Annotated in this window: 16 protein-coding genes, 1 tRNA gene and 1 pseudogene; 17 read left to right on the top strand and 1 reads right to left on the bottom strand. The window is 56.7% G+C overall.

The features are described from left to right. Nucleotides 1-4: 4 nt before the first annotated feature. From OZX71_RS04500 to OZX71_RS04435, 14 genes and pseudogenes are all read left to right on the top strand, one after another. Nucleotides 5-661 carry a CDP-alcohol phosphatidyltransferase family protein gene (locus OZX71_RS04500; RefSeq protein WP_277159489.1) on the top strand — a complete coding sequence of 219 codons (657 nt, stop codon included), beginning with the start codon at nt 5-7 and terminating at the stop codon, nt 659-661. A 174-nt stretch (nt 662-835) separates the two neighbouring features. Further along, the gene (locus OZX71_RS04495; RefSeq protein ID WP_277159488.1) at nt 836-1,855 is read left to right on the top strand and encodes a phosphatidylinositol mannoside acyltransferase; all 1,020 of its coding nucleotides are present in this window, start codon (nt 836-838) and stop codon (nt 1,853-1,855) included. A gap of 70 nt (nt 1,856-1,925) precedes the next feature. After that, the gene (locus tag OZX71_RS04490) at nt 1,926-3,116 is read left to right on the top strand and encodes a glycosyltransferase family 4 protein (protein WP_277159487.1); all 1,191 of its coding nucleotides are present in this window, start codon (nt 1,926-1,928) and stop codon (nt 3,114-3,116) included. Between the two features lie 53 nt (nt 3,117-3,169). Further along, nucleotides 3,170-3,928, top strand: a complete 759-nt coding sequence (locus OZX71_RS04485) for a YebC/PmpR family DNA-binding transcriptional regulator (protein ID WP_277159486.1) — start codon at nt 3,170-3,172, stop codon at nt 3,926-3,928. Between the two features lie 6 nt (nt 3,929-3,934). Then, a complete protein-coding gene (gene ruvC / locus OZX71_RS04480) occupies nt 3,935-4,516 on the top strand; it encodes a crossover junction endodeoxyribonuclease RuvC (RefSeq protein ID WP_277146724.1) in 582 nt (193 codons plus the stop codon). A 140-nt stretch (nt 4,517-4,656) separates the two neighbouring features. Then, nucleotides 4,657-5,274, top strand: a complete 618-nt coding sequence (gene ruvA / locus OZX71_RS04475) for a Holliday junction branch migration protein RuvA (protein ID WP_277146725.1) — start codon at nt 4,657-4,659, stop codon at nt 5,272-5,274. Nucleotides 5,275-5,280: 6 nt separating this feature from the next. Next, complete coding sequence (ruvB, locus tag OZX71_RS04470; RefSeq protein WP_277146726.1) at nt 5,281-6,342, top strand: Holliday junction branch migration DNA helicase RuvB; 1,062 nt, start codon at nt 5,281-5,283, stop codon at nt 6,340-6,342. An 87-nt stretch (nt 6,343-6,429) separates the two neighbouring features. Further along, nucleotides 6,430-6,744 (top strand): annotated as a pseudogene (gene yajC, locus OZX71_RS04465) (preprotein translocase subunit YajC); the annotation flags it as partial. 292 nt (nt 6,745-7,036) lie between these two features. Then, on the top strand, nt 7,037-7,618 hold the full coding sequence (locus tag OZX71_RS04460) for an adenine phosphoribosyltransferase (RefSeq protein ID WP_277159485.1): 582 nt from the start codon (nt 7,037-7,039) through the stop codon (nt 7,616-7,618). A 59-nt stretch (nt 7,619-7,677) separates the two neighbouring features. After that, nucleotides 7,678-8,877, top strand: coding sequence for an ADP-forming succinate--CoA ligase subunit beta (sucC, locus tag OZX71_RS04455; RefSeq protein ID WP_277146728.1), 1,200 nt, complete (start codon nt 7,678-7,680; stop codon nt 8,875-8,877). Next, nucleotides 8,874-9,809 (top strand): succinate--CoA ligase subunit alpha, encoded by a 936-nt coding sequence (gene sucD, locus OZX71_RS04450; protein ID WP_277146729.1) that lies wholly within the window; start codon nt 8,874-8,876, stop codon nt 9,807-9,809. The genes sucC and sucD overlap by 4 nt, the downstream gene beginning before the upstream one ends. After that, the gene (locus tag OZX71_RS04445; RefSeq protein WP_277159484.1) at nt 9,806-11,179 is read left to right on the top strand and encodes a DUF6350 family protein; all 1,374 of its coding nucleotides are present in this window, start codon (nt 9,806-9,808) and stop codon (nt 11,177-11,179) included. Before sucD ends, OZX71_RS04445 begins: the two co-directional genes overlap by 4 nt. Nucleotides 11,180-11,205: 26 nt before the next feature. Beyond that, nucleotides 11,206-12,873, top strand: a complete 1,668-nt coding sequence (gene purH / locus OZX71_RS04440; RefSeq protein ID WP_277159483.1) for a bifunctional phosphoribosylaminoimidazolecarboxamide formyltransferase/IMP cyclohydrolase — start codon at nt 11,206-11,208, stop codon at nt 12,871-12,873. 106 nt (nt 12,874-12,979) lie between these two features. Next, nucleotides 12,980-13,267, top strand: coding sequence for a DUF3017 domain-containing protein (locus OZX71_RS04435; RefSeq protein ID WP_277159482.1), 288 nt, complete (start codon nt 12,980-12,982; stop codon nt 13,265-13,267). Between the two features lie 10 nt (nt 13,268-13,277). Here OZX71_RS04435 and OZX71_RS04430 read toward each other — a convergent pair whose 3' ends face one another. After that, on the bottom strand, nt 13,278-14,312 hold the full coding sequence (locus tag OZX71_RS04430) for an aquaporin (protein WP_277159481.1): 1,035 nt from the start codon (nt 14,310-14,312) through the stop codon (nt 13,278-13,280). A 188-nt stretch (nt 14,313-14,500) separates the two neighbouring features. On the opposite strand from OZX71_RS04430, the gene OZX71_RS04425 reads away from it, so the two are divergent. The 3 genes from OZX71_RS04425 to OZX71_RS04415 all read left to right on the top strand — a co-directional run bounded on the left by OZX71_RS04425 (nt 14,501) and on the right by OZX71_RS04415 (nt 17,802). Next, the gene (locus OZX71_RS04425) at nt 14,501-15,277 is read left to right on the top strand and encodes a pseudouridine synthase (RefSeq protein WP_277146734.1); all 777 of its coding nucleotides are present in this window, start codon (nt 14,501-14,503) and stop codon (nt 15,275-15,277) included. Beyond that, the gene (gene der / locus OZX71_RS04420) at nt 15,274-17,415 is read left to right on the top strand and encodes a bifunctional cytidylate kinase/GTPase Der (RefSeq protein ID WP_277159480.1); all 2,142 of its coding nucleotides are present in this window, start codon (nt 15,274-15,276) and stop codon (nt 17,413-17,415) included. The genes OZX71_RS04425 and der overlap by 4 nt, the downstream gene beginning before the upstream one ends. A 313-nt stretch (nt 17,416-17,728) precedes the next feature. Beyond that, nucleotides 17,729-17,802, top strand: a tRNA-Pro gene (locus tag OZX71_RS04415). Nucleotides 17,803-17,879: the final 77 nt, after the last annotated feature.

Genomic DNA, 17,879 nt, shown 5'->3' with positions numbered 1-17,879 from the left:
AAGCATGCTTGAGAAACTACGACCACCGTTCAAACGCCTCATCGCCCCGATAGCAAAGCTGTTGGTGGCGGTGGGTCTGACGGCAAACGCAGTGACCGTTATCGGGGCAGTCGGTACGATTCTCGTGGCCATTGCCACGGGAATCACCGGCTGGCTCATCCCAGGTTCCATACTGCTGGCCATTCTTGCGGCGTTCGATTCATTGGACGGATCGGTGGCGGCGTTGACCACGGGAGGCACCAAATTCGGAGCTTTCCTGGATTCGACGCTCGACCGCATTGCCGATTGGGCGGTTTTGGTCGCGGTCATCATCTTCTTCTGCCTGCATCGTGACTGGTGGTACAATCCGGCGACAACGAGTGCACCCGATATCGTCAGTTACCTCGGAGTCGGTGCGGCATTGTATGCGATCATGACCTCGTTCGTGACCTCGTATGCCCGTGCTCGCGCCGAGTCGGTCGGTTATGAGGCCAAGAACGGCATTGCCACCAGAAGCGACCGTTTGGTGATCATTCTGATCGGCATGCTGCTGACCGGCATCTTCGGCAGCCCTTTGTGGCTTTTGGCGTTTATCCTCATCCTCGCGGTTCTGGGAACCATCACGGTTTTCCAGCGCATCTTTGAAGTACGCCGGCAGATGAAAGCCGACGGCGCAATCTGAAACCACGTGCAAAGCCTGTCTTGCGATACCTCGTTTGGTTGCCGGACAGGCTTTTGCGTACCGTCTTGACGCGGCGTTACGTTACGAACACAACATGGTAAGTGATTCGTTTGCAGAGACGGCGGCAGGGCAATATGGCCGCATCTCCATCAAGCCTGAAGGACAATAACCGCAATGTTCGATAATTTTCTCGTATTTCTTGCCAAACACCCAAGGATCATCCCCGAGCCACTGCTTCGTGGCCTTTTCCTCTGTGCTGCCGATATCTGCTGGCTGTTGCATATCGGGGGAGTGCAGCAGCTTGAGCGCAACCTGCGTCATGTCCTTGAATCACGTGACGGAAGCGTATCGCAAACAATGCTGCGCAAGACGAGCCACAAGGGCATGCGCTCCTATTTCACGTATTTCGCAGAGGCGATGACGGTGGGCGGGCAGAGCGATGAACGGCTGCTGGCCCGGGCCAGGCCGATCGGACCGGGACTGCCCATCTGCAAAGAACTGGTGCACGACAATCCCGGCAGTGCGCCCATGGCCATCAGCCATCAAGGTAACTGGGATTACGAAGGGTTTCTCGCGGCGGATGTTATCGCGCCGGTAACTGTGACTGCGGAACGGCTCAAAAACCAGAAACTGCTTGACGTCTTCATCGAAATCCGCAAGCGTATGGACATCACGGTACTGCTGACCGGCCAGCCCCACTTGATCGAGAAACTGGAGGGGGCACTGGCCAAGCCTCACGTACTGGTGCCTCTGCTTGCCGACCGTGATTTGAGCCGGTACGGTGAATTTGTGCATGCCTTCGGCTCCACCATCAGGGTGGCGCGGGGGCCGGCGACGCTGGCTCTCGATACCGGCAAGCCGCTGTTCGTGGTCAATATGTTCCGTGAAAGGCTTCATGGCGAGGCACGACGCAAAGCGGGCATCGGCTACGGTTACGTCGTCGATCTCAGCGCTCCGATCGATATCGCTCAGTTCCGCGGTCTGCCGCGTGAAGACGCCATTCACGCCATCAGCCAGGCCTGGGTCGATGTGTGGAGCCGCGATATTTCCGCGCACCCCGAGGACTGGCACATGTTGCAGCCGATTTTCATCGAGGATCTCGATATTTCGCGTCTTAAGGATGTTCCCGATGAGGTGATGGCCGAGCTCAGACAAATCCAGAACAGCGATCACGCAGGTAAAAATGGAATGTGATTATTGTCTCAATGATGATAAGACGAGAATCAAACTCCGAAATACCGAATCTATGGCAGAATAAAGAATCATGTCCTATGTAGAAAACGAAGGCACTGCCGAGCGTCCGGACCCGCTTCATGGCAGAAAACTGAATGTCGGCATCATCTCCCCGTATTCGTTTGAGACGCCTGGCGGCGTTCAGTTCCACATCCGTGATTTCGCGGAGGAACTGATGAAACGCGGGCATACCGTGGAGGTGCTTGCGCCCGGAAGACGCACCAGGGACATGCCGCTTTGGGTGACGACAAACGATTCCTCGTTTTCGATTCCCTACAACGGTTCGGTGGCGCGTCTCAGTTATTTCGGCTTCGTCGGCCCACGCACCCGTCGTTGGGTCAAACAGGGCCATTTCGATATCGTCCATCTGCACGAGCCGGAGACCCCGTCGTTGAGCCACAAGCCGCTGACGATGATCCACCATCCGCCGTTCGTCGGCACCTTCCACGCCGCGTTCGACCCCTATCCGTTGGCATTGCGCGTTTTCCAAGGATATCTAAGGCAATATCTGTCTCCGCTTTCCGCAGGCATCTGCGTCTCGGATGCAGCCAAGGATGTGGTGAAGCATTATGGGCCTCGCAAGATTCGATATGACGTCATTCCCAACGGCATCAATCGTGGGTTTTTCGCCAATGCGAAGCCCAGGCAATCTTGGCAGGGGACAAAGGTTGCACCGACAATCGGTTTTCTGGGACGCATGGGTGAAAGCCGAAAAGGGTTCTCGGTCTTCGCATGTGCCGCGTATGACATCGTAAAGCGTTATCCTTCGGCACGTTTTCTTTGTGCTGGTACCGGCCAGCGCGATGCTTTGAAAATACTGGCCAAGATCGACCCAAGCGGATCGTTGGTCGGTCACTTCGAATTCCTCGGAAGGATCAGCGACCAGGACAAGGCTCGGTTCTACAAATCGCTCGATGTCTACGTGGCTCCGCAGACAGGAGGAGAGAGTTTCGGCATCGTTCTGGTTGAAGCCATGGCCGCATCGTGCGCTGTGGTCTCCAGCGACCTTGAGGCCTTTGCGGCCGTTGCGCAAGACGGCAAGGATGCGGCTTTGTTCGCCAATGGCGACGGGCACGATTGCGCGCGTCAGATAATTTCGCTGCTGGACAATCCGCAACGTCGGCAACATCTGCGCCGAACGGGCTTTGAACACTCGAAACGGTATGACTGGCCGGAAGTGGCCGACCGCGTTTTGGAGGTCTATGCACGTGTATTGTCGTGAAACCGCTTTAAAATTGTTACGTTTAACGTATTCGTATACCTGCTAGGAGCAATATGTCAGGGCATTCCAAGTGGGCGACCACTAAAAACAAGAAGGCCGCCATCGACGCGAAGCGCGGCAAGCTGTTCGCGAAACTGATCAAGAACATCGAGATCGCGGCCCGTCTGGGCGGTGGCGATCCGGACGGCAATCCGACCCTTTACGACGCCATCGTCAAGGCCAAGAAGGCCTCTATGCCGGCGGACAACATCAAGCGTGCCGTCAAGCGTGGTTCCGGTGCCGAGGCCGGTGCCGCCAACTACGAGTCCATCAATTACGAGGGTTATGCGCCAGCCGGCGTCGGCCTGATCATCGAGTGCCTCACCGACAACCGCAACCGCGCGGCCGCCGAAGTGCGCTCCACGCTGACCAAGGGCAACGGTTCTCTGGCCACTTCCGGCTCCGTGAGCTTCAACTTCGAGCGCAAGGGCCAGATCGTGGTGCCTTCCGAAGGGCTCGATTACGACAAGCTTTTCGAAATCGCTGCCGAAGCCGGTGCCGATGACGTCAAGGACGAGGGTGATGTCTACACGGTCATCACCGGTCCGGAAGACATGGTCGCGGTGCGCGAGGCCTTGCAAAAGGCCGACATCGACTATGATTCGGCGGATCTGGTCATGCTTCCCAAGACCGAGGTGGACCTGGGCCTTGAGGATGCTCAGAAGGTCTCCAAGCTTATCGACAACCTCGATGACCTCGACGATGTACAGAACATCTACAGCAATTGGACCGCCTCCGACGAGGTCATGGAACAGCTGGATGCAGAGGAGTAATTCGCTGTGATCATCCTTGGCGTCGACCCCGGGCTCACCCGCTGCGGGGTCGGTGTGATCGAAGCCGACGCATCGCGCCGGCTTTCTTTTGTTCATGTAGACGTCGTACGCAGCGACCCGCATATCTCGCAGGATCTGCGGCTTCTGGCCATATACAACGGTCTTGCCGCCAAGATCGAGCGTTTCTCGCCCGACACCGTGTCCATCGAGCGCGTCTTCGCACAGGAGAACCGTAATACGGTTCTTGGAACAGCCCAAGCTGCGGGACTTGCGATGCTGGCTGCGGCGCAGCGTGGCATCCCCGTGGCCCTGCACACGCCGACCGAAGCCAAGATGGCCGTGACCGGCAACGGGCGTGCCGAAAAGATCCAGGTGGAACGTATGGTCGCGCGTATCCTGAACCTCAACAGGATTCCGGAACCCGCCGATGCCGCCGATGCTTTGGCGCAGGCGATATGCCATGCGCTGCGTCCCTCGGGTGCGCTTCAAGGCGGGGAGCGCGAACAGCATCTCACTCTGGCCCAGCGCCAATGGGCGCAGGCCCAGCAGCATGCCAAGAAACGCCATAGCGTCGATAGGGGCATGTAAGCTATCGAACAGATGTTCGAATAATTGAGATGTCTGGTTATCTGTTGTAATCGGAAACTTTGCCAACCTCGATTTCGCTTCGTCTGCAATTGTAAATTTTGTTTAGTCGGATCAGAACTTCTCGGCAGTGGGAGTGACAGATGATTGGAATGCTCAACGGCAGGGTGGAAAGCGTCGGAGGCGACGCCGCCCTGATCGATGTCAACGGCGTCGGTTTCGAAGTGCGTATGCCTGCCGCAGAGCTTTCGGCCCTGCATTCCGGCCAGGATGCCAAGGTGTTCACCTCGCTCAATGTCTCGCAGGACGCTGTTGCACTCTATGGATTCCTTTCGCAATCCTCGAAACGCATGTTCCTGCAGTTGCAGAAGGTCAGCGGCATCGGGCCGCGTGTGGCTCTTTCACTGCTTTCGACGCTCCCGCCGGAAAAACTTGCCAGAACCGTCATGGATGGGGATGCAGCGGCTCTGGCCAAGGCCCCGGGGCTTGGCAAAAAAGGCGCTCAGAAGATCATTCTCGAGCTGCGCGGATCCATCAATCTCGATGAGATCGAAAGCGGCCGTGCCTCGTCCGAGCCTCAATACGACAGCGGCACCACGGAAGTCATCGAAGGCCTGGTCTCCTTGGGCTGGCGGGAAAACGATGCAGCTCGCGCGGTCACCAAGGTTTGCAAAGACAACGACATCAAGACGCCGCTGGACAATACGGATATTCCCAAAGTCCTGAAACTGGCATTGACATCCTTGGATCGGGGGCGCTAAATCATCATGGAAGAGAACAACGGATCACAATCCAATATAGGGGCTGACGAACAATCGTTGCGCATGATTTCCTCCGAGCCGATCGGCAACGAGCCCGTCAGCGATGAGGAACTTCGCCCAAAGGCGCTTGACGGTTTCATCGGCCAGCCTCTGTTGAAAGCCCAATTGCAGCTCTTTCTCGATGCTGCCAGAAAACGTGACGTACCGCCGGACCACATTCTGCTCGCTGGCCCTCCGGGACTCGGCAAGACTACGCTGGCGATGATTGTCGCCAACGAACTGCAGGTGCCGATTCGAGTGACATCAGGGCCAGCCATTCAGCATGCGGGCGATTTGGCCTCGATTCTGAGCTCACTTGATGAAGGCGAGGTCCTCTTCATCGATGAGATTCACCGTCTGCCTCGGCCTGCGGAAGAGCTGCTCTATATCGCGATGGAGGATTTCCGTGTCGATGTGATGGTCGGCAAAGGGCCTGGAGCTTCCTCCATTCCGCTGACCCTGCCTCGCTTCACCGTTATCGGTGCCACCACGCGTGAAGGCATGCTGCCCTCGCCGCTGCGTGCTCGTTTCGGCTTTACCGCCCATCTGGATTTCTACCCTCATGAGGAGCTGGAGCGGCTTATCGAACGCAGTGCGGGGGTGCTCGGTATCAACCTCGCCGCGGGCAGTGCGCGACAGCTTTCCCTGCGTAGCCGAGGCACGCCTCGTATCGCCAACCGTCTGCTTCGTCGTGTCCGTGACTGGGCGATCGTCCACGATCTCGATGAGATAGGGCCCGATGACGTCCAAGCCGCGCTCAAGCTCTACCAGATCGATTCCGAAGGCCTCGATAGGCTTGACTTGGCCGTGCTCAATGCCATCGTCAAGAATTTCGACGGCGGGCCCGTCGGTCTCAACAATCTTTCGGCGATGGTCGGAGAGGAATCGGAAACGGTGGAAACGGTCTGCGAGCCGTATCTGGTGCGTGAAGGATTCATGGTCCGTACTCCGAAGGGAAGGGTCGCGACCGAAAAAGCCTGGCAACATCTGGGTCTCGTCCCCAAAGATGATGTCAACAAGTTATTCTAAAATCCGGTACGGTAGGTATGTAGATATCAGAGAGTTTGGCATCTTCAGCAAGTCCGTTATTAACGTTTCGTCCGATTGGAGTTACCTGTGACTGGTGGCAATACAATTTTTATTTTCGTCCTTCTCATCGCAATGGTCGCTTTGATGTGGTGGCAATCGCGCAAGTCCAAACAGCAGCAGCAGAAGGTCCAGGATTTCCGCAGCTCGTTGCAGCCCGGCGAATTGGTACAGACCATTGGCGGCATCATCGGCGAGGTCGTTTCCGTCGATACCAAGTATGAAGAAATCGTCATCGATTCCGAAGGTTCGAAACTTCGTTTTACCTTCCGTGCCATCAGCAAGAAGTACGAACGTCCGGCCTTCATTGACGATGATGAAGTGGACGAGGACGGCAACCCGATTGTGTCCGATGATGCGGATTCTGCAAATGATGCAGAGGACGTCGACAACACCGCAAGCGAGTCGACGAAAGTCGATGATCAGGCGCAGGAGCCTTTTGACAGTGACCATAACACCAACGAAGCGGAACAGAATTCGGATGATGAACATGCCGGTGACGCTTCCGAGGATGATGCCACGACACAAGAGGACAGTCCAAAAGACAAGTAATTCCATATTCATAATTGCGGGTTGATGCCTTTAACATCGACTCAACATCCAGTAATCAATGGCCAATAGGCAGTAAGGCTTGCTCATGACACAATCGGATATCACCATCACAGAGCTCGGCAAGGTCGGCACAGAGGATGCGCAATACATGGCCTCGCTCATCCGGACGATTCCAGGTTTTCCGAAAAAGGGTGTGCTGTTCCGTGATTTCATTCCGGTTCTCGCGGATTCCCGTGGATTCTCCATCCTGATGAAGGCACTGGAATTGGCACTGCCGGTTCCCGCCGATTCCTTTGACTATGTCGCCGGTTTGGAGGCCCGTGGTTTTCTGATCGGACCTCCTCTTGCGGCGCTGCTGGGCAAGCGTTTTCTCGCCGTACGCAAGGCCGGCAAACTGCCTCCCGAGACCATCGGAGAAAGCTACTCTTTGGAATACGGCGAGGCCAAGGTCGAAATCGAAAAAGATGCGGTTCAACCTGGCGACAAAGTGCTGATTGTCGACGATTTGATTGCTACAGGTGGTACGGCAAAGGCAGCTGCAGACCTTATTTCCAAGGCCGGTGGTCAAGTTGTCGGTTTCAGCTTCGTCATGGAACTCATCGGTCTTACGGGACGAAGCGATCTGGGCGATGTGCCAATCAGCTCCTTGGTGACCATGCCTGCCTGACAGAGAGCGCCGAACGCGAAGGCACGGGCTGAATCAGCATCAATCGATAAGAGGGTTTTATGGATCTTTATGAATATCAGGCAAGGCAGTTGCTTGCGCAACAGGGCATCGACATACCAAAAGGCGTATTCGCGCAGAATTCCCATGAAGTGGCCGTTGCCGCCGATGAAATCGGTTATCCGTGTGTCGTCAAAGCGCAGGTCCGTGCCGGACATCGTGGACAGGCAGGCGGGGTGAAACTCGCGAAGACGCAGGATGAGGCTATCCTCTCCTCGGAACAGATTCTGCCGATGACCATCAGCGGACACAAGGTGAACGGCGTTTTGGTTGCTGAAGCCAAGAATGTGCTCCATGAATACTATGTCTCCATTTCCCTCGATCGTTCCTCCCGAGATTTCGATGTGTTGGCAACGGCCAATGGCGGCACCGAGGTTGAGGAAATCGCAAGGGAGCACCCGGAATCGGTCAAACGCCTGCACATCAGTGCTCTGGAGGATTTTGACATCGACGCTGCCCGTAAAATGGCGGAATCGATCGGTTTCTATCATGCCGACGTCGATCAGGCCGCTGACGTGTTGCTCAAAATGTGGAAATGCTTCAAGGACAATGACGCGACACTGGTCGAAATCAATCCCTTGGCGAAAATCGGCGATCCTGATGATGAATCCTCCAAGAAGCTCTGTGCCCTTGACGCCAAAATATCGTTGGACGACAATGCCGCCTTCCGTCATGACGGATGGAAGCAATTTGCCGACACCACCCATACCGACATGTTCGAAGAACGTGCGAAAGAGCACGGGTTGCATTATGTCCATCTGAAAGGTGAGGTCGGCGTCATAGGCAATGGTGCAGGGCTTGTGATGAGCTCCTTGGATGCCGTCTCTGGTGCCGGAGAGGAACAAGGAAATGGTGCCAAGCCCGCGAATTTCCTCGATATCGGGGGAGGGGCGTCATCAGAGGTCATGAGCGAGAGCCTTTCCATCGTGCTGTCCGACCCGCAGGTGGAATCGGTGTTCGTCAACGTCTATGGCGGCATCACGGCCTGCGATGAGGTGGCGCATGGAATCCTCGAAGCCCTTACGACACTGAATGTCTCCAAACCGATTGTCGTACGTTTCGACGGCAATGCCGCACAACTTGGTTTGAAGATTCTTGAGAACGCGCACAATCCCAACATCCATGTCAGCAGCACCATGGAAGAGGCTGCGCAAGAGGCCGCAAGGCTGGCAAAGCCCGCTGCCAAGGAGGCCACCAAATGACATTGTTCGTTGAAGATGATGCCCCTGTCATCGTCCAAGGGATGACCGGTCACCAAGGCATGACCCATACCTCGCGTATGCTCAATGCGGGCACGAATATCGTCGGCGGAGTGAACCCTCGAAAAGCCGGCCAGAATGTGGCGTTTCACGTTGAAGCGTCCGATAGCGATATCGCCATCCCTGTCTACGCGACTTGTGGGGAAGCCAAAGAAGCCACCGGTGCCAAGGCAAGCGTGATCTTCGTTCCTCCGCGCTTTGCGAAAAGCGCGATGTTGGAGGCCATCGACGCCGGTATTGGTCTCATCGTCGTCATAACCGAAGGCATCCCTGTGGCCGACACGGCCTATTGCGTCGAGTTGGCGTTGCAGAAGGGCATCAGGATCATAGGGCCCAATTGCCCCGGTCTCTTAAAGCTTCCCAAGGTTGACGATTCTGCCGATCATGGCATCAATCTCGGCATCATTCCTGACGGAATCGTTTCTTCCGGTCCGCTCGGTCTGGTCTCCAAATCGGGAACCCTGACCTACCAGCTGATGGGTGAGCTTTCGGACATCGGTTTCACGGCCTGCATCGGTGTCGGAGGAGACCCGATAGTGGGTACGACGCTGGTCGAGGCGTTGCAGCAATTCGAAGCCGACGAAGCGACCAAAGCCGTTATCATGATCGGCGAAATCGGCGGTAACGCCGAACAGGATGCAGCGGCTTGGGCCAAGCAACATATGAGCAAACCGGTGGTTGCCTACATTGCAGGCTTTACGGCGCCTGAAGGCAAACAGATGGGCCATGCCGGTGCCATCGTCTCCGGAGGCAAAGGTACTGCCCAAGACAAGAAGGAGGCCCTTGAAGCCGCGGGTATTGCGGTAGGCAAGACCCCCGGGCAGGCCGCCCAGCTCGTTCGCCAGCTCATGAACGGCGGTACTTTCAAGGCATGAGCAAATACCAGCGGCCATGGCTTAAAGGGATTCTGACAGCTCTTGGTGCATCTGTGATCTTCACGGTGTGCCTGGGGTTATTCATGGCGCTGACATTACTGATCGTTTCTATGGAAGAAGGCGGGGGAACCCTCTCCAGCGAGTCTGTTGCCCTGACATTGGCGATTGTGCTTTTAAGCCAAGGTGCAGGTTTCCGGGCCGGGGCCATCACATTGAGCATCGTTCCCCTGCTTTTGACGTTTCTGCTTGTCTGGCTGATTGCTTGGCTCACCAAAACGCTTTCCCGAAGTCCCCAAGCCTATGTCACCGGCCTATTGCTGTGGATAGCCATCATGTGGATATTTGAGCAGAACGTCGCGGTCATTCTCCAAGATCCTGTCTGGTTCATAATCCTTAAGACGGCCACTGTATATACGGTCGGTTTCCTTTGTGGCGCCTTGCCGCAGTCGCAACTGATGAAACGGTGCGTTCAATTCGTTCGTGACAACATTTCCGAGCGTCTGGCCGTCAGCGTGAAACTCGGTTTCGTCAATACGGCTGTATTGCTGTTGGGTTATTTCGCCATTGGTCTTATCACCTTGATTGTTTGGATCGTCACCAATCAGAGTGCGATGCTTCGCGTCTTTCACATGGCCAGCATGCAGACCGGCTCACGGATCATGACCACAATCTGTACTCTGGCGTGGTTGCCTAATCTTTGCCTGTGGGCAGTCTCATGGTTGTTCGGATCGGGATTTGCCATAGGAGATCTGGCGTCGTTTACATTATGGAACGATCACGCAGCGGGGCTTCCCGCCGTGCCTGTCTTTGCGATATTCCCGCAGGCCGTTTCCAACGATATGCTTCGTATCTGTTTCATATCGATACCCCTCGTCTGCGGATTGCTGATCGGTATCACCGAATTGTTCCTGCCGCGTTGCTTTGCCATCGGGGCAGGAAAACCGGGCGAGCCGGTGAACGTCGGCAGAATCATCGTTCAGTTCTGGTATCCGATTCTCTCCTTCTTCCTGACCAGCGCCTTGATGGCTTTGCTGATGAACATCCTTTTCGGCCTTTCTTCGGGAGCCTTGGGTCAGCATCGTCTGGCCCATGTCGGTGTCGATTCGGCGGCTTCTTCCAGGGTGGTTTGTTTGCCGAGCGCCCTTGGTTTCTCCTTTGCATGGCTTCTTTCCGTTGTGGTCGTCGCGATGGTTTTTGCGATGCGGCTGTTCTTCGGATATCTGAGATCACGTGGGAAAACGAGTGAAAACGAAACGGGCGCCAGCCACAGTGATGCCGATAACGACACTTCGGTCCCTGATATTTCCAATTCTTCGGTCTCGTCATCAGCAACCGGTCTTACACCGGAAGATGAGACGGAAATCCCATAGTACCGCCACAACAAAGGGAGAGACAGATGACAGCAACCAATCGCATGGTCAAGCGGGCCCTGGTATCGGTTTATGACAAAACCGGCATCGAAGGGCTTGCCGAGGCGTTCGTCAAGGCAGGAACCGAAGTCGTTTCCACCGGATCCACCGCGAAACGACTTCTTGAACTCGGTGTGAACGTGACCGAAGTACAGGAGGTCACCGGTTTCCCCGAAAGCCTTGGAGGACGCGTCAAGACGCTCGACCCCCACATCCATGCGGGTATTTTGGCCGATATGACCAATCCCACGCAGGCTGAAGAACTTGAATCATTGAATATTAAGCCTTTCGACATGGTCATCGTCAATCTCTATCCCTTTGCGGATACTGTGCGGTCCGGAGCTGGTGAATCCGACGTCATCGAGAAAATCGACATCGGCGGGCCTTCCATGATCCGTGGAGCCGCGAAGAACAGTGCCAGCGTTGCCGTAATCACCGATCCTGCCGATTACGCCCTTGCAGCGCAACGTGTGGCTGATGGTACCGGATTCTCGCTTCAAGAACGTCGCTGGCTGGCCGCCAAGGCCTTCGCAACCACAGCTGCTTACGACGCCACCATAGCCGAGTGGACCGGCAGCCATTGGCCCCAACCGACGAGCATTGCCGGTGTCTCTTCGACGGATTCGTCGATTTCAGACGAGATATCGAAAACGCAACAGGCCCCGGAAACCCATCAGACCGAGATGTCCCCCTCCCAGCTGACCTGTACATGGAACTATGCACATGGGCTGCGTTACGGCGAAAACCCGCACCAACAGGCCAGCCTGTACGTCGACGTGCTGGACCAGACCGGCTTCGCCCATGCGCAGCAGCTCGGCGGCAAGCCGATGAGCTACAACAATTATGTGGACGCGGATGCCGCCTGGCGCGCGGTCTGGGATTTCGCGCCGCAGATCGCCGTTGCCGTGTGCAAACACAATAATCCTTGCGGACTTGCGATTGGCAAGAGCGTTGCACAGGCCCATCTCAAGGCCCACGCCTGCGATCCGATGAGCGCGTATGGTGGCGTGATCGCGGCCAATTCAACGGTTACCCTTGAGATGGCGCAGAATGTCCGCCCGATTTTCACCGAGGTCATCGTAGCCCCTGATTATGAGCCTGAGGCTCTTGCATTCCTTAAGGCGCACAAGAAGAACCTGCGCATCCTCAAAGTCGCCCAAAGGCCACACACTGAAATGCAGTTCCGTCAGATTGACGGCGGCATCCTGGTGCAGTCCATCGATAGGATCGATGCATTCGGCGATGACCCTTCAAACTGGAAGCTGGTTTCCGGTCAGGCTGCGGACGCCGATACGCTCAAGGACTTGGAATTTGCGTGGCGTGCGATTCGTTGTGTGAAATCCAATGCCATCCTTCTTGCCCACGATCAGGCGACGATAGGTATCGGTATGGGCCAGGTCAACCGTGTCGACTCCTGTCATTTGGCGGTCGAACGTGCCAACACTTTGGCCGACGGTGCGAACCGCGCGCGAGGCTCTGTGGCCGCTTCCGATGCGTTCTTCCCGTTCGCCGATGGTGCCGAGGCGCTGATCGATGCCGGTGTGAAGGCCATCGTACAGCCAGGTGGCTCCATTCGTGACAAAGAAGTCATCGAGGCGGCTCAAAAGCGTGGCATCACCATGTATCTGACAGGAACGCGCCACTTCTTCCACTGATTTGAATTCGGCTGTATGTCGAACTTCTGATAGCCCGATACACTAAATACCGGTACGCGGCTAATATAGCCGATGTACCGGTTTTTTTATTTCAAAAGGAATGGCCATGTCCCACAAGCACCCGTATGTCTCCGAGAAAAACGAAGGCAAACCACTATTCGAATGGGGAGTGCTTGTCGTCGTTATCATTGCCGCAGTGTTAGCTGGTTTCGGATATACGATGGCCGCCACAGCGGTATTCGCTGCGACGGCCATCATTACCGGATTGATTCGATTAATCTTCAAAGACCGAAGCCCTTGGAAGATACGTTCCGTAGGGTTTGATGCCTTTATCGGCATCGCTTTGGGAATCGGATTACTGGTCGTTTACTTCAGCATTCAGTTGATGATGTAAAGCGATTGTCTCAATCTTTGTCGGTATCCGTTTGGCTTTCCTCGTTTTGGGGGCTTTCGACCGTAGCGTCGTTTTCGGGCTTGGGTTCATCGGTCGTCTCGGATGGAATCTCTGATTCTGTGAGGGAGGGCATCTGAAAATCATCGGACTTCTCGGCGTCAGCAGACTCATCGTCATCGGCGCTCCCGTTTTCGGACTGAGCGTCTTCCTGCTCCCAGTCGGCGGTGACGTCGAGAGCTTCGGCATCCTCCGAATTCTTGCTGGAAATCATCTGAGCAATGATAACGACGATGGCGACGATGGCCGCGGCGAGAATCGGGCAGATCCAGAAGATCCAGAGCTGCTGCAACGGGTGGGTGGCAAGACCGGCGTTGTTGGCGAAAATGGCGATGCCGGTGGCGCGTGCGGGGTTGAGCGACGAGCCGGTGACCGGATAGGTGAAGGTGACGCCGAGCGCATAGGCGACGCCCATGATGGCCGCGGCGTTGGCGGTGGCCTTGCCGTCGTCGTCAATCGCACGCAACGAAGCCGCTACGACAATGATGGTGGCGATGACTTCGACAACAACCGCGAAGAGAATGCCGAAACTTACGCCGGCCTGCTGCAGCTGGGTGGCGGAAATGGATCCCTTATCATAGCCGTTGACCGCATTGGCGAACCACATCCTGGCCGGAGCGGCCTTCGAGGTCGGCAGCACCAGCTTGGCGACGCCACCGGCCGCAATGGCGCCGACGACCTGGGCCACGATATAGCAGATGCCGTTGACGATACCGATCTTGCTGACCAGCATCGCCGCCAGCGTCACAGCCGGGTTGAACTGGCCGCCCGAGAACCTGCCGAAGACAAAGGTCATCGCAGCGTAGGCGAGACCGGTGGCAGCGGCGACCAGGATCGCGCTCGGGCCATACAATGACGGGCTGAGCGCCGATACCAAGTAGATTGCGATAAAAATAAGGAAACTGCCGACAAGTTCGCTGCAGATTCCTGAAATGGAAATGACCGGCGAAGTCTTATTTTCCGTATGTTGTGCTTGTTGTTCCGTCATCACTGTTCCTTTTATTGTCAAAGTGGCGAATCACGCCATACAATCTTTCATAATAGCAAAGGGGCAGTAACTACTGTATAATAAAACAAGTTGTGTTCGGACATTTTTTCAAGGTCGGAACGCTGCGAGTACAGTACGCGACGAAACGCTGGAATCAAGCCGTTTCGCAAGGCCACGTTGGGAGAACGATGCCACACGCATATTCACACGCCGAAAAGGCGCATCACGATAATTACGATGAAGGGATTCGACTTCAAAAGCTGTTGGCACAGGCCGGTTTCGGCTCCAGGCGCAAGTGTGAGGAAATCATCACCGAGGGCAGGGTCGAGGTCGACGGGGAACTGGTGACCGAGCTCGGCACCCGCGTTGACCCGTCCAGCCAGCAGATCCGGGTCGACGGGTCGAGGATCCGGCTCAACAACAAGCACATCACCTTGGCGTTGAACAAGCCCAAGAAGGTGCTTTCGACGATGGATGATCCGAAGGGGCGCTATACGCTCCGCGACATCGTCGGCGACAAATACGAGCGCATTTTCCATATGGGGCGTCTCGATTACGAAACCGAAGGCCTCATCCTGATGACCAATGACGGCGAGCTGAGCCAGCACGTCATGCATCCGCGCTACGAGGTCAAGAAGACCTACGTCGCCACGTTGGACGGACGCATCAGTGGCAACATCTGTCGGCGACTGGTCAGCCAGGGGGTCAACCTGGACGACGGGCTGATTCGGCTCGACCATTGCGCCATCATCGATTCCTCGCGTGATCAGACCATCGTCAAGGTGGTGCTGCATTCGGGCAAGAACCGCATCGTCCGCCGTATCTTCGGCGCCGTCGGCTTCCCGGTGCGCAGGCTCGTGCGTACGCAGATCGGACCGATTAAACTCGGCGATCTCAAGCCCGGCTCCTACCGAGTGCTTTCACAGACCGAGGTTCGCTCGCTTTCCAAGGAGGTAGGCCTGTGATACGCGTAGCCATTGACGGGCCCGCCGGTGTGGGCAAATCCTCGACGTCCAAGGCGCTGGCCAAGTATTTCGGCTACGCCTACCTCGATACCGGGGCCATGTATCGCGCCGCTGCCTGGTGGTGCCTGAAGCAAGGTGCCGACCTGGATGCCGAGACTGTCGACGAACAGACGATCACCGAAATGGTGGGGGAGCTGTTCACCGGAGACCACTTCGATATCGGCGTCGACCCCGACGAGCCGAAGGTCTTGGTCGACGGCGAAGACATCAGCGAGGCGATTCGCGATTCGAGTGTCTCGTCCCACGTCTCGAAAGTCTCGAATATCGTACCGGTGCGGCATCTGCTGATCGCCGCGCAACGGGCGTACATCAACCGGGAAGTCTCCGCGGATTCATTCTCGAAAGGCGCCGGCATCGTCGCCGAAGGTCGTGACATCACCACCGTCGTCGCTCCCAATGCAGAAGTGCGGGTGCTGTTGACCGCGCGACCCGAAGTGCGTCAGGCTCGGAGAACCGGACAGTCTGCGGCTGGGACCGGCGTCGGCGCCGATAACGTTATAGCCCGTGACAAGGCCGATTCCAAGGCCACGAGCTTCTTCGAAGCGGCCGAGGGCGTGACGACCGTCGACAATTCCGACCTCACGTTTGAAGAGACATTGGACAGGCTCGTCGAACTGGTCGACGCCGCCGCTGAGGAACAGTCCTACAAGCAGTATGCCGCCAATCTCGAAGGCTACGACCTTGACGAGGAAGACGAGGCGTTGCTGGCCGGTGAGACCGGGGATTCGTCTTCGGCCGCCAACCAGAAGGCCGTCGGCGTGCTCGCCGTGGTCGGCCGTCCGAACGTCGGCAAGTCGACCTTGGTCAACCGTGTTCTCGGCCGTCGCGCGGCCGTCGTGGAGAACACCCCGGGCGTCACCCGCGACCGTGTGAGCTACGACGCCGAATGGGCCGGCACGGACTTCAAACTCGTCGACACCGGCGGTTGGGAAGCCGATGTCGAGGGCATCGAATCCGCAATCGCCTCGCAGGCCCAGGTGGCCGTGGGGCTTTCCGACGCCGTGGTGCTGGTGGTCGACGGTCAGGTCGGCATTACCTCCACCGATGAACGTATCGTTCATATGCTGCGCGAAAGCGGCAAGCCGGTGGTGTTGGCCGTCAACAAGATCGACGACGGCTCCAACGAATATCTGGCGGCCGACTTCTGGAAGCTCGGGCTGGGAGAACCGTACGGGATTTCAGCGATGCACGGCAGGGGGGTAGGCGACCTGCTCGACGTGGCCGTCGACACCCTGGCCAAGGCCAAGAAGACCTCCGGTTTCCTCACGCCGACCAACCTGCGCCGTGTCGCCCTGATCGGCAGGCCGAACGTGGGCAAGTCCTCGCTCTTGAACGAGCTGGCGCACGAGGAACGCAGCGTGGTCAACGATCTGGCGGGCACCACGCGCGACCCGGTCGATGAGGTCATTCGCATCGGCGACGAGGATTGGCTGTTCATCGACACGGCCGGCATCAAGCGTCGTCTGCACAAGCTTTCCGGAGCCGAATATTATTCGTCGCTGCGTACGCAGGCCGCCATCGAACGTTCCGAGCTGGCGTTGGTGCTTTTCGACGCCTCGCAGCCGATCGCCGACCAGGACCTCAAGGTGATGAGCCAGGCCGTGGACGCCGGGCGTGCCGTCGTGCTGGTGTTCAACAAGTGGGACCTGATGGACGAATTCGACCGGCAGCGCCTCGAGCGCCTATGGCAGACCGAGTTCGATCAGGTCACGTGGGCCCAGCGTGTCAATCTTTCCGCCAAGACCGGATGGCACACCAACCGTCTGCTTGCTGCGATGAACACGGCTTTGGATTCCTGGGACAAGCGCATACCGACCGGCAAGCTCAACTCGTTCCTCGGCCGCATCCAGTCCGCCCATCCGCACCCGTTGCGCGGCGGCAAGCAGCCGCGGATTTTGTTCGCCACGCAGGCGTCGACGCGTCCTCCGCGCTTCGTCATCTTCGCCACAGGCTTCCTTGAGCACGGTTATCGCCGTTACATCGAACGCCAGCTGCGCGAGGAGTTCGGTTTCGAAGGCACCCCGATCCAGATCTCGGTGCACATCCGCGAGCGCAAGTCGAACGGCAAGAAGAAGTAAAGATATCACGAGGGGAATGTGAGTCGTGAGTTTGTTTTTGCTTGCGACTTGCATTCCTGTTTTTAAATCCAAGATATAGGTTCCGCAACGTTCACCTTCAATGATGGACGCACGCACGTTTGGTTTTACCTAGGGTACCCGTGCAGTAAGCTCGCATATTTTAGCGTATTTATTTGTCCGTTTTCAATGGCTCTGATTTGTTATTCCTGTCTTTCGTCTTGATGACCCAAATCTCCTATTCTTCCGCGCCACGCCGATAGTAGTGTTACCGTTGCGTTTGTGCTAAACTTTTCTTTCGGTGCTTTGCACTGTTCGGGTCGTAGCGCAGTTTGGTAGCGCACTTGACTGGGGGTCAAGGGGTCGCGGGTTCAAATCCCGCCGACCCGACGAGAAAAGCCTGAAATTCCAACGTTTTCAAGACATCGGGATTTCAGGCTTTTTCTTTTCTCAGACACGATTAGACA

The organism is Bifidobacterium sp. ESL0764 (assembly GCF_029395515.1).
Classification (GTDB): Bacteria; Actinomycetota; Actinomycetes; order Actinomycetales; family Bifidobacteriaceae; genus Bifidobacterium.
The sequence above is the reverse complement of the archived record's forward strand: the minus strand, read 5'-3'. Positions and strand labels throughout refer to the sequence as shown.

Bases quoted from the DNA above. Each gene is read 5' to 3' on its own strand.
- OZX71_RS04500 (WP_277159489.1), top strand. From the start codon at position 5: ATGCTTGAGAAACTACGACCACCGTTCAAACGCCTCATCGCCCCGATA.
- OZX71_RS04495 (WP_277159488.1), top strand. From the start codon at position 836: ATGTTCGATAATTTTCTCGTATTTCTTGCCAAACACCCAAGGATCATC.
- OZX71_RS04490 (WP_277159487.1), top strand. From the start codon at position 1,926: ATGTCCTATGTAGAAAACGAAGGCACTGCCGAGCGTCCGGACCCGCTT.
- OZX71_RS04485 (WP_277159486.1), top strand. From the start codon at position 3,170: ATGTCAGGGCATTCCAAGTGGGCGACCACTAAAAACAAGAAGGCCGCC.
- ruvA (WP_277146725.1), top strand. From the start codon at position 4,657: ATGATTGGAATGCTCAACGGCAGGGTGGAAAGCGTCGGAGGCGACGCC.
- ruvB (WP_277146726.1), top strand. From the start codon at position 5,281: ATGGAAGAGAACAACGGATCACAATCCAATATAGGGGCTGACGAACAA.
- OZX71_RS04460 (WP_277159485.1), top strand. From the start codon at position 7,037: ATGACACAATCGGATATCACCATCACAGAGCTCGGCAAGGTCGGCACA.
- sucC (WP_277146728.1), top strand. From the start codon at position 7,678: ATGGATCTTTATGAATATCAGGCAAGGCAGTTGCTTGCGCAACAGGGC.
- sucD (WP_277146729.1), top strand. From the start codon at position 8,874: ATGACATTGTTCGTTGAAGATGATGCCCCTGTCATCGTCCAAGGGATG.
- OZX71_RS04445 (WP_277159484.1), top strand. From the start codon at position 9,806: ATGAGCAAATACCAGCGGCCATGGCTTAAAGGGATTCTGACAGCTCTT.
- purH (WP_277159483.1), top strand. From the start codon at position 11,206: ATGACAGCAACCAATCGCATGGTCAAGCGGGCCCTGGTATCGGTTTAT.
- OZX71_RS04435 (WP_277159482.1), top strand. From the start codon at position 12,980: ATGTCCCACAAGCACCCGTATGTCTCCGAGAAAAACGAAGGCAAACCA.
- OZX71_RS04430 (WP_277159481.1), bottom strand. From the start codon at position 14,312: ATGACGGAACAACAAGCACAACATACGGAAAATAAGACTTCGCCGGTC.
- OZX71_RS04425 (WP_277146734.1), top strand. From the start codon at position 14,501: ATGCCACACGCATATTCACACGCCGAAAAGGCGCATCACGATAATTAC.